12 protein-coding genes and 1 pseudogene are annotated in these 15,479 nt (G+C 61.9%); 12 read left to right on the top strand and 1 reads right to left on the bottom strand.

Features of this window, described 5'->3' with window-relative positions; genetic code table 11:
• Positions 1-56 precede the first annotated feature (56 nt).
• The 12 genes and pseudogenes from urtA (at position 57) to ureC (ending at position 10,234) form a co-directional block, all read left to right on the top strand.
• Positions 57-1,322 carry an urea ABC transporter substrate-binding protein gene (gene urtA / locus CER19_RS13845; RefSeq protein ID WP_116666815.1) on the top strand — a complete coding sequence of 422 codons (1,266 nt, stop codon included), beginning with the start codon at positions 57-59 and terminating at the stop codon, positions 1,320-1,322.
• A 157-nt stretch (positions 1,323-1,479) separates the two neighbouring features.
• On the top strand, positions 1,480-2,982 hold the full coding sequence (gene urtB, locus CER19_RS13840; RefSeq protein WP_116666814.1) for an urea ABC transporter permease subunit UrtB: 1,503 nt from the start codon (positions 1,480-1,482) through the stop codon (positions 2,980-2,982).
• The gene (gene urtC, locus CER19_RS13835) at positions 2,982-4,049 is read left to right on the top strand and encodes an urea ABC transporter permease subunit UrtC (protein WP_116666813.1); all 1,068 of its coding nucleotides are present in this window, start codon (positions 2,982-2,984) and stop codon (positions 4,047-4,049) included. Before urtB ends, urtC begins: the two co-directional genes overlap by 1 nt.
• On the top strand, positions 4,046-4,879 hold the full coding sequence (gene urtD, locus CER19_RS13830) for an urea ABC transporter ATP-binding protein UrtD (RefSeq protein WP_165861630.1): 834 nt from the start codon (positions 4,046-4,048) through the stop codon (positions 4,877-4,879). The genes urtC and urtD overlap by 4 nt, the downstream gene beginning before the upstream one ends.
• A 150-nt stretch (positions 4,880-5,029) precedes the next feature.
• Positions 5,030-5,728, top strand: a complete 699-nt coding sequence (urtE, locus tag CER19_RS13820) for an urea ABC transporter ATP-binding subunit UrtE (RefSeq protein WP_116666810.1) — start codon at positions 5,030-5,032, stop codon at positions 5,726-5,728.
• A gap of 30 nt (positions 5,729-5,758) precedes the next feature.
• Positions 5,759-6,598, top strand: coding sequence for an urease accessory protein UreD (locus tag CER19_RS13815; RefSeq protein WP_116666809.1), 840 nt, complete (start codon positions 5,759-5,761; stop codon positions 6,596-6,598).
• 2 nt (positions 6,599-6,600) lie between these two features.
• A pseudogene (locus CER19_RS29065) lies at positions 6,601-6,711 on the top strand (outer membrane lipoprotein carrier protein LolA); the annotation flags it as partial.
• 45 nt (positions 6,712-6,756) lie between these two features.
• Complete coding sequence (ureA, locus tag CER19_RS13810; protein ID WP_003171437.1) at positions 6,757-7,059, top strand: urease subunit gamma; 303 nt, start codon at positions 6,757-6,759, stop codon at positions 7,057-7,059.
• Positions 7,060-7,068: 9 nt separating this feature from the next.
• The gene (locus tag CER19_RS13805) at positions 7,069-7,581 is read left to right on the top strand and encodes a GNAT family N-acetyltransferase (RefSeq protein ID WP_116666808.1); all 513 of its coding nucleotides are present in this window, start codon (positions 7,069-7,071) and stop codon (positions 7,579-7,581) included.
• A 5-nt stretch (positions 7,582-7,586) separates the two neighbouring features.
• The gene (locus tag CER19_RS13800; protein ID WP_116666807.1) at positions 7,587-8,120 is read left to right on the top strand and encodes a GNAT family N-acetyltransferase; all 534 of its coding nucleotides are present in this window, start codon (positions 7,587-7,589) and stop codon (positions 8,118-8,120) included.
• Complete coding sequence (locus CER19_RS13795; protein WP_116666806.1) at positions 8,117-8,422, top strand: urease subunit beta; 306 nt, start codon at positions 8,117-8,119, stop codon at positions 8,420-8,422. The genes CER19_RS13800 and CER19_RS13795 overlap by 4 nt, the downstream gene beginning before the upstream one ends.
• Before the next feature lie 111 nt (positions 8,423-8,533).
• Entirely contained in the window at positions 8,534-10,234 is a 1,701-nt protein-coding gene (gene ureC, locus CER19_RS13790) for an urease subunit alpha (protein ID WP_020301612.1), read from the top strand.
• On the opposite strand, the gene CER19_RS13785 is transcribed toward ureC, so the two are convergent.
• Positions 10,231-15,402: a dermonecrotic toxin domain-containing protein gene (locus CER19_RS13785; protein WP_116666805.1), complete on the bottom strand. Its 5,172-nt coding sequence runs from the start codon at positions 15,400-15,402 to the stop codon at positions 10,231-10,233. The two genes, ureC and CER19_RS13785, sit on opposite strands and share 4 nt — an antisense overlap.
• Between the last annotated feature and the right edge of the window lie 77 nt (positions 15,403-15,479).

Below are 15,479 nucleotides of genomic sequence, written 5' to 3'. Positions count from 1 at the left end.
TTGCAAAGCGCTGTGTATCTGCCCCATAACAACTAATGGTTTACGGAGATCGCACCATGAAGCGTCGCAGCTTGATCAAGGCTTTCACTTTGTCGGCATCCATTGCCGCCATGGGTTTGACCTGGACCGTCCAGGCCGCCGAGACCATCAAGGTCGGCATCCTGCACTCGTTGTCCGGGACCATGGCGATCTCCGAAACCTCGCTCAAAGACATGGCGCTGATGACCATTGACGAGATCAACGCCAAAGGCGGGGTGAACGGCAAGATGCTCGAACCGGTGGTGGTGGACCCGGCGTCCAACTGGCCGCTGTTCGCCGAGAAAGGCCGGCAACTGCTGACCCAGGACAAGGTCGCCGTGGTGTTCGGCTGCTGGACCTCGGTGTCGCGTAAATCGGTGTTGCCGGTGTTTGAAGAGCTCAACGGCTTGCTGTTCTACCCGGTGCAGTACGAAGGCGAAGAGATGTCGCCCAACGTGTTCTATACCGGTGCGGCGCCGAACCAGCAGGCGATCCCGGCGGTGGAATATTTGATGAGCGAAGAAGGCGGCAGCGCCAAGCGTTTCTTCCTGCTCGGCACCGACTACGTGTACCCGCGCACCACCAACAAGATTCTGCGTTCGTTCCTGCATTCCAAAGGCGTGTCGGACAAAGACATCGAAGAGGTCTACACCCCGTTCGGCCACGCCGATTACCAGACCATCGTCGCCAACATCAAGAAGTTCTCCGCCGGTGGCAAGACCGCGGTGGTCTCCACCGTCAATGGCGACTCCAACGTGCCGTTCTACAAAGAACTGGCCAACCAGGGCTTGAAAGCCACCGATGTCCCGGTAGTGGCGTTCTCGGTGGGTGAAGAAGAACTGCGTGGCATCGACACCAAGCCGCTGGTGGGCAACCTCGCGGCCTGGAACTACTTCCAGTCGGTGGAGAACCCGGTGAACCAGAAGTTCGTGGCCGACTGGAAAGCCTACGCCAAGAAACACAACCTGCCGGGCGCCGACAAAGCCGTGACCAACGACCCGATGGAAGCCACCTATGTGGGCATCCATATGTGGGCGCAGGCGGCGGAAAAAGCCAAGTCCACCGACGTCGACAAAGTGCGTGAAGCCCTGGGCGGCCAGACCTTCGCTGCACCGTCGGGCTTCACCCTGACCATGGACAAGACCAACCACCACCTGCACAAGCCGGTGATGATCGGTGAGATCCAGGCCGACGGGCAGTTCTCGGTGGTGTGGCAGACCGAGGCGCCGATTCGTGCACAGCCATGGAGCCCTTACATTCCGGGCAATGACAAAAAGCCGGACTATGCGGTGAAGAGCAACTAAAGCCCCGAGGTAGGGCACGGTCAATGTGGGAGCTGGCTTGCCTGCGATGCAAGCAACTCGGTGTACCTGATACACCGCAGCGATGCCATCGCAGGCAAGCCAGCTCCCACAAAGAACCGGTGCCCACACCGTCCGCGCATGATCAGGACATTTTGCTATGCCCACTGCCCTCTCTCGTTATTTCCTGGCATTTGTGCTGTTGCTGCCCTTGGCCGCACACGCCAGCGACGCCGAGGACTTCCTCAGCGCCAACCCGACACAACAAGCCAAGCTCCTTCAGGACTGGGCCGCACAGCCCGACCCAGCACGCATCGAGCTGGTAGACGCGCTGCAACAAGGCCAACTCACGCTCAACGGTGAAACCAAGACCGTGCGCCTGAACAACCGCCTGCGCGGCTTGATCAATAACGTGCAAGCCAGCCAGCAACTGCTCGCCGCCGACCCCAAGGTGCGCCTGGAGGCAGCGCGCACCCTGCAAAAAAGCGCGGTGCCTGCACAACTTAAATTCCTCGACCAGCAGGTCGTCGCCGAGACGGATGAGCAGGTGCACAGCGCCCTCAGCCTGGCCCTGGCCAACCTGCAACTGGTCGACCCCGACCCTGTGGTGCGCCTGGCGGCCGTGCGCTTGCTCGGCAGCACCGGCGACCCGCTGGCCCGCACGCGCCTTGAAGCGTTGCTGGCGCCAGGCGTGGAAGCCGATGCCGCCGTGCACACCGCCGCTGAAACCAGCCTGGCCCAGGTCAAACGCAAACTGATGATGGGTGAGATCCTCGGCCAGGCGTTCAGCGGCATGTCCCTGGGCTCGATCCTGCTGCTGGCGGCTCTGGGCCTGGCGATCACCTTCGGCCTGCTCGGCGTGATCAACATGGCCCATGGCGAGATGCTGATGCTCGGCGCCTACTCCACCTATGTGGTGCAGTTGATGATGCAGCGCTATGTGCCCCAGGCCATCGAGTTCTACCCCTTGATCGCGTTGCCGGTGGCGTTCTTTGTCACCGCGGCCATCGGCATGGCGCTGGAACGCACGGTGATTCGCCACCTGTATGGCCGCCCGCTGGAAACCTTGCTCGCCACCTGGGGCATCAGCCTGATGCTGATCCAGCTGGTGCGCCTGGTGTTCGGCGCGCAGAACGTCGAAGTGTCGAACCCGGCCTGGCTGTCCGGCGGCATCCAGGTACTGCCCAACTTGGTGCTGCCGTACAACCGCATCGTGATCATCGCCTTCGCACTGTTCGTGGTGGTGCTCACCTGGCTGCTGTTGAACAAGACGCGCCTGGGTCTGAACGTGCGCGCCGTCACCCAGAACCGCAACATGGCCGCCTGCTGCGGCGTGCCCACCGGGCGCGTGGACATGCTCGCCTTTGGCCTCGGCTCCGGTATCGCAGGTTTGGGCGGCGTGGCGCTGAGCCAGATCGGCAACGTCGGCCCGGACCTGGGCCAGAGCTACATCATCGACTCGTTCCTGGTGGTGGTGCTCGGCGGCGTCGGCCAGTTGGCCGGCAGTGTCATGGCCGCTTTTGGCTTAGGGATCGCCAACAAAATTCTCGAACCCCAGATCGGTGCCGTACTCGGCAAGATCCTGATCCTCGCGCTGATCATTCTGTTTATCCAGAAACGCCCGCAAGGACTCTTTGCACTGAAAGGACGGGTGATCGACTGATGAACCAGCCATTGATGCTTACGGCCACGCAAAAGGCCGGCCCCAAAGTCACGATTGCGGTCGGTGCAGTCATCCTGCTCCTGCTGCTGGCGCTGCCCCTGTGTTCGCTATTGTCTGCCGACAACCCGCTGCATGTGTCGGCCTACACCTTGACCCTGGTGGGCAAGATTCTCTGTTACGCCATCGTCGCCTTGGCGCTGGACCTGGTGTGGGGTTACGCCGGGATGCTGTCCCTGGGCCACGGTTTGTTCTTCGCCCTGGGCGGCTACGCCATGGGCATGTACTTGATGCGCCAGGCGGCAGGTAGTGAGTTGCCGGCCTTCATGACCTTTTTGTCCTGGACCGAATTGCCCTGGTACTGGGCCGGCACCGACCACTTCCTCTGGGCCTTGTGCCTGGTGGTACTGGCCCCTGGTTTGCTGGCGTTGGTGTTCGGTTTCTTCGCCTTCCGCTCGCGAATCAAGGGCGTGTATTTCTCGATCATGACCCAGGCCCTGACCTTCGCCGGGATGCTGTTGTTCTTTCGCAACGAGACCGGGTTCGGCGGCAACAACGGCTTTACCAACTTCCGCAGCATCCTCGGTTTCGGCATCACTGAACCGGGCACGCGAGCGGTGTTGTTTCTCGCCACGGTGCTGTTGCTGGTGGCCAGCCTCTACATCGGCTGGCGCCTGGCGAAGAGCAAGTTCGGGCGCGTGCTCACTGCCCTGCGCGACGCCGAGAACCGCCTGATGTTCTGCGGTTACGACCCACGCGGTTTCAAGCTGTTCGTGTGGGTGTTGAGTGCAGTGTTGTGCGGCCTTGCCGGTGCGCTGTATGTGCCGCAGGTGGGCATTATCAACCCCAGCGAAATGTCTCCGACCAACTCCATCGAAGCCGCCGTGTGGGTAGCGCTGGGCGGGCGTGGCACGTTGATCGGGCCGTTGCTCGGCGCCGGTGTGGTCAATGGCATGAAGAGCTGGTTCACCGTGGCCTTCCCCGAGTACTGGCTGTTCTTCCTGGGGGCGCTGTTCATCATCGTCACCCTGTACCTGCCCAAGGGCGTTATCGGCCTGCTGAAGAAATGAGGAACGTCATGCTTGAACCTATTTTCGACGCAGGCAGCGGCCGCGAGGCGATTGGCATCGGCCAGGTCGCGGGCAAAGGGCTCAACACCCGCCACGGCACCATTCTGACCCTGGACGATATCAGCGTCAGCTTTGACGGTTTCAAGGCCCTCAACGACCTGAACCTGTACATCGGCGTCGGCGAATTGCGCTGCATCATCGGCCCCAACGGCGCGGGCAAGACCACGCTGATGGACGTGATCACCGGCAAGACCCGACCCAGCCACGGCAAGGCCTGGTTTGGCGAAACCCTGGACCTGACCCGCATGAGCGAAGTGCAGATCGCCCAGGCCGGTATCGGGCGCAAATTCCAAAAGCCCACGGTGTTCGAAGCCCTCAGCGTGTTCGAAAACCTGGAGCTGGCGCAGAAGACCGACAAGTCGGTGTGGGCCAGCCTGCGGGCGCGCCTGAGTGGCGAACAGAAAGACCGTATCGAGGAAGTGCTCGACACCATCCGCCTCACCGCCTCCGTGCATCGCCCCGCCGGTTTACTGTCCCACGGCCAGAAGCAGTTCCTGGAAATCGGCATGCTGCTGATGCAAGACCCGCAACTGTTGCTGCTGGATGAACCGGGGGCAGGCATGACCGACGCCGAAACCGAGTTCACCGCCGAGCTGTTCAAACGCCTGGCCGGCAAGCACTCGCTGATGGTGGTGGAGCACGACATGGGCTTTGTCGGCTCGATTGCCGACCACGTCACCGTGTTGCACCAGGGCAGCGTGCTGGCCGAAGGGTCGCTGGAACAGGTGCAGGAAAACGAGCGGGTGATCGAGGTTTACCTCGGCCGCTAATGCTGACACGAACGGCTGATCGTTCCCACGCTCCGCGTGGGAATGCCACGCTGGACGCTCCGCGTCCCGCTGCGCAACGGTGACGCAGAGCGTCACGGTATGCATTCCCACGCAGAGCGTGGGAACGATCACATTGAGGAGGTTTTGAGAATGCTGCAAGTCGACAAGCTGCACCAGTATTACGGCGGTAGCCACATTCTGCGCGGGCTGTCCTTCGACGTGAAGGTCGGCGAAGTCACCTGCCTGCTCGGGCGTAACGGCGTGGGCAAGACCACCCTGCTCAAGTGCCTGATGGGCCTGTTGCCGGCCAAGGAAGGCGCGGTGAACTGGGAAGGCAAGGCCATCACCGGCTTCAAGCCGCACCAGCGAGTACATGCCGGCATCGCCTACGTGCCTCAGGGCCGGGAGATATTCGGGCGGCTGACCGTGGAAGAAAACCTGCTGATGGGACTGTCGCGTTTCCCCGGTTCCGAAGCCAAAGAGGTGCCGGCCTTCATCTACGAACTGTTCCCGGTGTTGCTGCAAATGAAGCATCGACGTGGCGGCGATTTGTCCGGCGGCCAGCAGCAACAGTTGGCGATTGGCCGTGCCCTGGCGAGCCGCCCGCGCCTGTTGATTCTCGATGAGCCCACCGAAGGCATCCAGCCGTCGGTGATCAAGGAAATCGGTGCGGTGATCAAGAAGCTCGCGGCGCGCGGCGATATGGCGATCCTGTTGGTGGAGCAGTTCTATGACTTTGCCGCTGAACTGGCTGACCAGTACCTGGTGATGTCCCGTGGCGAAATCGTACAGCAGGGCCGTGGTGAAAATATGGAAAACGAGGGTGTGCGTGGGCTGGTAACCATCTAATCTGTAGCCTCCTAACGATAAGCACACACCATGAACCTGCCCGTTACCCCTGCCCTGTTCACCCCCAGCTGGCACGCCGAGCTGGAACTCGGCTACGCGCGTTTCGGCGATACCACACGCCCGGTACTGCGCCGCCACCTGGGCCCGCTACGGGTGCAAAAGCACCTGTACGCCGAAGGCCCCGAGGTGTGCCAGCACATCATCGTGCACCCACCCGGCGGGATTGCCGGTGGCGATCGCCTGGACATCAGCGCCCATGTGGGCACAGGGGCCTGGGCACAACTGACCAGCCCCGGCGCCGCCAAGTGGTACCGCGCCAGCGGCCCGGCGTATCAGCAACTTGAACTGACCGTGGAAGCCGGCGCGACCCTGGAATGGCTGCCTCAGGAAACCATCGTGTTCAGCGCGGCCCAGGCCGAACTCACCACACAGATCGAGCTGCTGGGCGATGCGCGGTTGTTCTACTGGGATGTGGTCGCCCTGGGCCGCCCGGCCAGTGGCGAACGATTCGACCTGGGCCACTTTCAATCGCACCTGGACATTCGCCGCGACGGCCAGTTGCTCTGGCATGAACGCCAGCGCATTGTGGGCGCCGATGGGTTGCTGGATTCGCCTATCGGGCTGGATGGGCAACCGGTGTTTGCCACCTTGTTGGTGACCGGTGAAGTCGATGCGCAATCGCTTGAACAATGCCGCTCACTGCCCCACGCGGTGCGCGGTGACCTGACCCAACTGCCCGGCTTGCTGGTGGCGCGTTGCCTGGCCAGTGAAGCGCTGCTGGCGCGGGGTTGGTTGATTGATTTATGGAAATTGCTACGCCCGGCAGTGCTGGGGCGAGAAGCAGTCGCACCACGAATCTGGAGCACATGAAGATGCGCCCTTCGGTAGGAGCGAGCTTGCTCGCGAAGATCGTTAACGATAACGCGGGCATCCTGAATGTACGCGGCGCCCTCAGGTTTTTCGCGAGCAAGCTCGCTCCTACAGGGGTTAGCGCCCGCCCTTTTAATTGCCTTACGACGGACTGAACCATGGACCTGACCCCACGGGAAAAAGACAAACTGCTGATCTTCACCGCAGGCTTAGTCGCCGAGCGGCGCCTGGCGCGCGGGGTGAAGCTCAACTACCCGGAGACCATCGCCTATATCTCCGCCGCCCTGATGGAAGGCGCCCGCGATGGCCGCACCGTGGCCGACCTGATGCACTACGGCACCACCCTGCTCAGCCGCGAACAAGTGATGGAAGGCATCCCGGAAATGATCCCGGATATCCAGGTGGAAGCCACCTTCCCAGACGGCACCAAGCTGGTCACCGTCCACCAGCCCATTGCGTGAGGTGCGGCCATGATTCGTGATGCAACCGAACACGACCTGCCGGCTATTCGCGCCATCTACAACGACGCGGTGTTGAACACCACGGCGATCTGGAACGAGCAGCCGGTGGACCTGGCCAACCGCCAAGCCTGGTTCAGTGCACGCCAGGCGCAGCAGTACCCGATCCTGGTCGCTGTGGACAACGACGAAGTCACCGGCTACGCCTCATTCGGCGACTGGCGCCCTTTCGAGGGCTTCCGCTATAGCGTGGAACACTCGGTTTACGTGCGCAATGACCAGCGCGGCAAAGGCCTCGGCCCACGCCTGATGCAGGCCCTGATCGAGCGCGCCCGCAACGGCGGCAAGCACGTCATGGTCGCCGCCATCGAAAGCGGCAACCTGGCCTCGATCCGCCTGCATGAGCGCCTGGGCTTCAGCATTACCGGGCAGATGCCGCAAGTGGGCATCAAGTTCGGCCGCTGGCTCGACCTCACCTTTATGCAACTGACCTTGAACCCGGGCGCACAACCGCCCAAGGAGTGACATCGATGAGCGCTGCACAACTGCGTCGAGTCAATGCGGAAAGTTTTGCCCATTACCGCCGGGGCTTGATCGAGCTATTGCTGGACGCGGTGCAGCATGGCGCTTCGGTGGGCTTCATGGCCGACTTCGATGAGGTTCAGGCCCGGGACTACCTGAGCGGCGTGCAAGCCGGGGTCGAGGACACCAGCCTGCTGCTGTGGGTGGTGGTGCGCGACGAGCAGGTGATCGCCAGCGTGCAATTGGCGTTGTGCCAGAAAGCCAACGGCCTGAACCGCGCCGAGGTGCAAAAGTTGCTGGTGCACAGCAGCGCCCGTCGCCATGGCCTGGGCCAGCAATTGATGAATACCCTGGAACTCGCCGCGCGCCAGCACAAGCGTGGCCTGCTGTACCTGGACACCGAGGCCGGCTCCGGCGCCGAAGCCTTTTACCAGTCGCTGCGCTACACCAAGATCGGTGAGCTGCCCGACTATTGCCAAAGCCCGGACGGGCGCTACAGCCCGACCGCCATCTACTTCAAGACCCTGGGGCAACCTGCATGATTCCTGGTGAATATCAGATCCAGCCTGGCGAGATCGAACTGAATGTCGGCCGCCGCACCCTCATCCTCGGCGTGGCCAACAGCGGCGACCGGCCGATCCAGGTAGGCTCGCATTACCATTTTTTCGAGACCAATGACGCGCTGGAATTCGACCGAGCGGCCAGCCGTGGCATGCGCCTTAGTATCCCGGCGGGCACGGCGGTGCGGTTTGAGCCGGGGCAGCGTCGGGAGGTGGAGTTGGTGGAGTTGAGTGGTGCAAGGCGGGTATTTGGGTTTGCAGGGCGGGTCATGGGCGACCTTTAGGGCCTCATCGCAGGCAAGCCAGCTCCCACAGTTGGAATGCAATCCCCTGTGGGAGCTGGCTTGCCTGCGATAGCGATTTCACATTCAACACCTATTGTTCAGGGCACACACATGAAAATCACCCGCCAAGCCTACGCCGACATGTACGGCCCCACCGTCGGTGACAAGGTGCGCCTGGCCGACACCGAGCTGTTCGTCGAAGTGGAACAGGACTTCACCGTCTACGGCGAAGAGGTCAAATTCGGCGGCGGCAAGGTGATCCGCGACGGCCAGGGCCAGAGCCAGTTGCTCGCCCATGAAGTGGTCGACACGCTGATCACCAACGCATTGATCATCGACCACTGGGGCATCGTCAAGGCCGACGTCGGCTTGAAGAATGGCCGCATCCACGCGATTGGCAAAGCCGGCAACCCGGACATCCAGCCCGGCGTGACCATGGCCATCGGCGCCAGCACCGAAGTGATCGCCGGGGAAGGCATGATCCTCACCGCCGGCGGCATCGACTCCCACGTGCATTTCATTTGCCCACAGCAGATCGAAGAGGCCCTGACCAGCGGCGTCACCACCATGATCGGCGGCGGCACGGGGCCGGCCACCGGCACCAATGCCACCACCTGCACCTCCGGCCCGTGGCACCTTGCGCGGATGCTGCAGGCCAGCGATTCGTTCCCGATGAACATTGGCTTTACCGGCAAAGGCAACGCCAGTTTGCCCGAGCCGCTGATCGAGCAGGTCAAGGCCGGTGCTATCGGCTTGAAGCTGCACGAAGACTGGGGCACCACGCCGGCGAGCATCGACAACTGCCTGAGCGTCGCCGATGCCTACGACGTGCAGGTGGCGATCCACAGCGACACCCTCAACGAGTCGGGTTTTGTCGAAACCACCCTCGCCGCGCTCAAGGGCCGCACCATCCACACGTACCACACCGAAGGTGCCGGTGGCGGGCATGCGCCGGACATCATCAAGGCCTGCGGTTTCCCCAATGTGCTGCCCAGTTCCACCAACCCGACGCGGCCGTTCACGCGTAACACCATCGACGAACACCTGGACATGTTGATGGTGTGTCACCACCTGGACCCGAGCATTGCCGAAGACGTGGCCTTCGCCGAAAGCCGCATCCGCCGCGAAACCATCGCCGCCGAAGACATCCTGCACGACCTCGGCGCGTTCTCGATGATCAGCTCCGACAGCCAGGCCATGGGCCGCGTCGGCGAGGTGATCACACGCACCTGGCAGACCGCCGACAAGATGAAAAAACAGCGTGGCCCCCTGCCCGGTGACGGCCCTGGCAACGATAACTTCCGCGCCAAACGCTACATCGCCAAATACACCATCAACCCGGCGATCACCCACGGCATCAGCCATATCGTCGGCTCCATCGAAGTTGGTAAATGGGCCGACCTGGTGCTATGGCGCCCGGCGTTCTTCGGCATCAAGCCGACGCTGATCCTCAAGGGCGGCGCCATTGCTTCGAGCCTGATGGGCGACGCCAACGCCTCGATCCCGACGCCGCAGCCGGTGCATTACCGCCCCATGTTCGCCAGCTTCGGCAGCTCGCTGCACGCCACCAGCCTGACCTTTATCAGCCAGGCCGCGCAGGCGGCCGGGCTGCCCGAGGCCCTGGGCCTGAAGAAGCAAATCGCAGTGGTCAAGGGTTGCCGCGATGTGCAGAAAACCGACCTGATCCACAACGACTACCTGCCGGATATCGAGGTTGATCCACAGACTTATCAGGTCAAGGCCGACGGTCAATTGCTGTGGTGCGAACCGGCTGAAGTTTTGCCGATGGCCCAGCGGTACTTCCTGTTCTAGTGGATGGCGCTGATCGCTTGATCGGTCAGTGTCTGGTTCAAGGTGATCAGCTCAGCATTGATGCGGCCAAAGGTGTCGTCGTAGTCTTGCTGGGGCATCAGTTGCCCCGGTTCACTTTCCGAAGCCGGTCGGCCCAGGCGCCGGGCCGCCTGGCTGATGGTTCGACGCAGGGCCTGCCGCGCCCTCTCGGGGAGGTGGGCAGCGCCAGCCCATTGTTCCTGCGCGGCCTGATAGTCGATCAGTGCATCGAACTTTTCGGCAATCGGTGCGTAGTCCGCTGGATGAGCTCGCTGCAGAAAGTCGGTCCACATCGGTTGCTCCAGCAGGTTGCCACGCAGCAACTCGCCTTGGTCCAGTAGCTGTACGCGGTTGAATGCCGCCTCGACCATGGGCGTCGTCACATAATCCTCGCGGAACATCATGCTCCGGGATTGCCAGGGCAGGTCGAGGCGGGTTGCCAGTGGCGTTGTGTACGCCAGGTAGATCTCGACTTCATCGATATCGGCGATCACATTGCCGTGGGCATCGTAATGATCGACGCGTGCGCCTTGCGCGTCGTACTCCGGAAACTTGACGCCGTCGGCCTGCAATTGGGACACGCGCTCATGGGCGATACGGCCCAGTTCATCGAGCCGCCACTTGCCCCTGGCCAGGTTGAAGACAGCCTTGCGCACGGAGGCCACATCCTCGCTGAAGTACGCCGACCAATGCAGCACGGCAACGCCCATCGCATTGAACATCTGGGCTCCGGCGTCCACGCAGGCTGCGGGGTCCCTGGCCATCAGGAACAGTTGCTCGCGCAACTCGGCATCCTCGCCCATGGCCTCGAGCATGCGCCAGACCTTGGCTGTCAGCTCGGGCAACCACACACCGCTAGCGGCGGGCGCATCCCCCGAACGCCCGACGGCACGAAGAAGATTGAAAAAACCCTCAGAGCCAAACGACTCTTCCAGCCTGTCCCATAACACTTGCCTGGAGGGCCATTCCTGCGCCGAATAACCGGCTTTCCACTGCTCGCTGTCGAGCGCGCCCCTTTTCGGCAACTGGCGATCCGGATCGCGGCCAGCGGCCTCGATGTACCGCTTGAATTGAGCAAGCAGCTCAGGCGTCAGCTCTTCACGGGTGAGGAACGTTTTTGCCACAATCAGTGCCTTATCCGAGCCCGGCGCGAACTCGGGAATCCGCGCTATCGGGTTCTGCCGCATATCCAGAATGAAATTTTCCGGCCTGGGCACACGGAACACACTGACAGGCCACTCCTCCAGGCTTGTGTCATTGAGCAGCAAGGTCTGTAAGCGCGGCATGCGACCGACATCGGGTGGCAAGCCAAGTGGGTTCATCTCCAAAAACAACTCCTTGAGATGCACCCGATCTTTCAAGCGCAGGACGTCTTCAGGCGTCAGGACAATATCGTTGCCGCCCAAATGCAACCGCTGCAAATGCGGCATCTGTTCGATGGCTGATGGCACGCTTGTCAGTTGAGCAGCCTCGATCCCTAATCGACGCAGACCGCGAAAGTTGGCGAGCAGTGGCTGCACATCGGCATCCGTCAGCTGCAAGCCTTCGGTTCCCACAATGCCCAAGTAGCTGACATGGTCAAAGTTTGCAGTCAGTGCGGGCAAGGTTCGCAACTGCTGCGCCAGGTCCTCTTCCAACCATTCGATTTTCTGCCCCAAAAGGCGTCCGCTTCGATCATAGTGCCGTGGGCCAACCCGTCTCCAGGCGTCATCCAGCGTGGTAAAAATCTTGCGTCTGGCCCTCAGCACCCTACGGTGCTGTTCACCGAACGCCTCCATGCCCTGGGGCTGTACGCTCAGCCATTGATGCAACGTGGAATGCAGGGTTTTGTACTCTTGCTCCAACGCACGCAGCCAGCTCAGATCCAATGCTCCGCGCTCATTGATCAGGGCGAGCATTTCGTCCCGGGTGATTTCCGGGTACAGGCTGCGGATCCGCTCGCGCGTGATTTTTTCCCACTCAGTGCCACCGCGCCCACTCAATGGATAGCCGCGACGCTCACCTGGCAACACGCTCGGCGGTTGAAAAAACGGCAGCTTTTCCGGCGACATGCCCAAGGCTTTGCGCAACGGTGCCCTGCCTAATGCATGCTGCTTGATCAACCCCTTCAATTGCTCACCCTGGCCGACGTGGGGCAGGCCAATCGCGTTGCGATGGACATCGGTCAATGCGTGCTGCAAGGCGCCATAGAAACCATTGAGCCCATGCAGATGCTGACCGCGCTCATCAAAGGCTTGATAACGCCCATCCTCCATGCGTGCCAGGACCTTGCGATTGCTCGCCTCCTGAGGGCCAAAACTGGCACGCAATGGGCCTTCAAACCGGCCCTCGCGCACTTCCAGGCGCAGATTGTCCGACCAGCCGGGAAGCGCCGGCAGGGTGTGGAGGGCCAGGGTTTCGGTGTCCGGTCCAGCCAACGCATCAAGGTACAAGCCCTCATGTGCGTGGGTCAGGCGCATTTGCTGCTGCGCCCGGCGCGCCTTCTGAGCGAGGCGCAGCGGGATGCGCTTGGCGCTGTTCAGGGTGTCGCGCTCGGTCGGCGTTGCGTCGGCCAGCACTTCGCGCGCCAGGATCGTCGGCACACCGCTAAAGTCGCGCTGGATCAACATGATCGCGGTGTCGGACGGTGGTTGCTGCTCGACGTAAATACTCTTCATCAAGCGTTCGCGCACTGCCTCGGCCCGCTGTTCCAGCATCAATTGCAGGACCTTGGTTCGAGCCTCGAGCGTGCGGGGGGTGTAACTGCCCACCAGGGCATCGCGCTGAGGTTCGCTGAGCGCTTCGATAATGCGCCGGGGCAACTGGCCGCCCATCAATTGGCCACGGTGGATATGCACGGTGTCCGCCGCCGTTGCCTGACGATTGCCGTACTTGATCGACGGCCCGCTCAACTCGGTGCCGGAAAATGCCTCGATCGCCTTGCTCGCCGGCCACCCCGGCAACTCCACCGCCAGGGATGCGGCATAACTGCACAGCTCGCTGCTGAGCGCGCCCAGGCGAATGCCCTCGGCGACGTTCACCGCATCGCGATACGCCCTGAACTGGCGCAGGGTGTCGAGCAAAATCGCCGGTACCGGTTCGCCCTCCGCGTGCACGCGGCGCAGCACCGCCTCACTCACATCCGCCACGCTGCGTGCCTGCTCCAACTCAAGATCGCTGAAGCCGTCCGTCACGGCCCCCAACCGTCGCATCAACGTGGCGCCTTCCCAAGTGTGCGGTCGCTCCACTTCATGGTTCCAGAGGCCAGTGCCGTTGCTCTTCAATATCGGTTGATAGGCCTCGGCACGTGTGGGGTGCAGGATGCGATATTGCTCGGTCAGCGGGTCTTGTTGCACGGCATAGCGCTTACCCTCCAATGGCAGCACGGTCTGGCCGTTGTGCCGGTGCAGGCCTTGCTCATCCGCCGCCACTGAAGGGAGGGACGCGGTGTGCTCATAGGCCGACAAGTCGGGTTTCCAGAGCCGAGTCTTGCCACTGGGCAGGGTAACGGCCTTGAGCTGCTCGATAAACGGCAACACGGTGAAGTGCACCACGACTGCCTGTACCGCCAGCGCCGCCAGGTTTTCCACCACATCGGTAATGTGCGCCCAGCCCTCTTCGCGGTCGCCTTCGCTCAGCTCGATAACACCGTCGATGACTTCGTAAAGTAGTTGCCCGGCCATCGCCACGGCCATCACTACGCCCAGCGGCGGTACCGCCATGGCCACCAGGTTCAGGCCGAACAGGCCAATGCTCATGTAATGCGCGGCGCGCAGTGAGCGCGAGGCCTCATCGACATCGGCGGTGCTCACCGCACGATGCCGCGCATTCTCGAACAGGCGGGTACGCAGGCTGCCCAGGCGATAAGTCCACAGGTCCGGGACTTGCCAAAGGTCAACGAGGGTGTGAGCGCGGATGTTGAACTCAGGGGCGCTGACAGGGACGCGCACCCGGGGTTGGGGCTCCCCCAGCGTTGAAGGCGTGGAGAAGGACGGAGAAGTGAGCAAGCGACCCCACTCCGATCGCAAGGCCTGTGCGCCAAACGGCTGGGGAGGTGCGTCCAGCACCAGTTCGGTCAGTCGTTTGTAGTAGTACGCGCGGTCTTTGTCGGCAACGAACCGGGCAAAAAAATGCTGGTTCGGCGTAGCCTTCCAGCCTTGGGAGCGGTCAGCTTGCTGGGTGGTTTTCGCGCTCAGGCGCTCGGTCAAATCATTGCGAAAGTCATTGAAGCTTTCATAACGCTTGATGGGATGGTCGGGGTCATCGGGAATATAGACGATGACCCAGCAGGTGTAGCCAGGCTTGGCGCAAGTGTCGATGACCAGGCAATCATGCACATGCAGGTTCATCAGGCTCAGGCTGCGATAGCCGATTGGCTTGCCGTCGCTGCGGATGTATTTTTCCCCGGCCGCCACCCGCATCAGCAGCGCGTGGTCGCTGTCGCCAATGTCGCCTTTGAGCAACGCCAGGTACGCCGCCGCCTTGAAGGCGGCTTTCTGATGCCGGACATAACGTTCGCGCAGTTCGACTTGGGATTTGGCGTCGTCAGGTTTCAATTGCGCCTTGAGGTGAGCCTGGTACTGCTTGCCCAGGTCCAGGTCTCGGCACAGTTGAGTGAACGCATGAATCTTCAGGGTCGTGGTGTGGCGCTCGAAATGATCGCGCACGTCCGGTGGGGTGATGAAACCTGAGGCACTGTCGAAATAGTCCTCTCGAGTCTCGCGTTGCTCGAAATTGCCGAGGGCAGCGTGCAGCAGCGAGAACGTTTTGACCCTGAAGCCACCGGTCTTTACGCCAAAGGCATCTTCGACCGGTACATACAGGCGCAACCAGGTTTGATTGACGTCCAGCTCATGGCCGATAGCCTTTAGCTTGGCTTCCAGCAACGGTTGGGCAAACGCTTGCTCCGAGCGTATGTGGCTGAAGGTTTTCTCCAGTTCGTTAAGCGAATCGCAACGGGCATCCAGCAGCACCTTGAGCCGATCTTTGCAGGCTTGGGAAGCGGCGCCATACCAGCGGGGAATGGCCGGCGGCGTATCTTTGAGGGCCTTGCGGCGGGAGGGCGAACTGTTGACCAGGCAAGCGGGGATCGCCTGCTTGATCAGTTCGTAATGTTGACCCTGCTCACCGGGAAGCGGAGTGGCGGGGTCGGTGACCTGAAAGTCCGGCATGGGATGACAACCTTTTTCTTGGAAGAGGTTGTCATCCTAGGCACGGCGTTTTTGCGGCTGGCGCTAACTAAATCAAT

Origin of the sequence: Pseudomonas sp. GL93 (genome assembly GCF_003408955.1) — a bacterium.
Classification (GTDB): domain Bacteria; phylum Pseudomonadota; class Gammaproteobacteria; order Pseudomonadales; family Pseudomonadaceae; genus Aquipseudomonas; species Aquipseudomonas paracarnis.
Note: the sequence above shows the minus strand (reverse complement) of the source record. Positions and strands in the feature narration are given on the sequence as shown.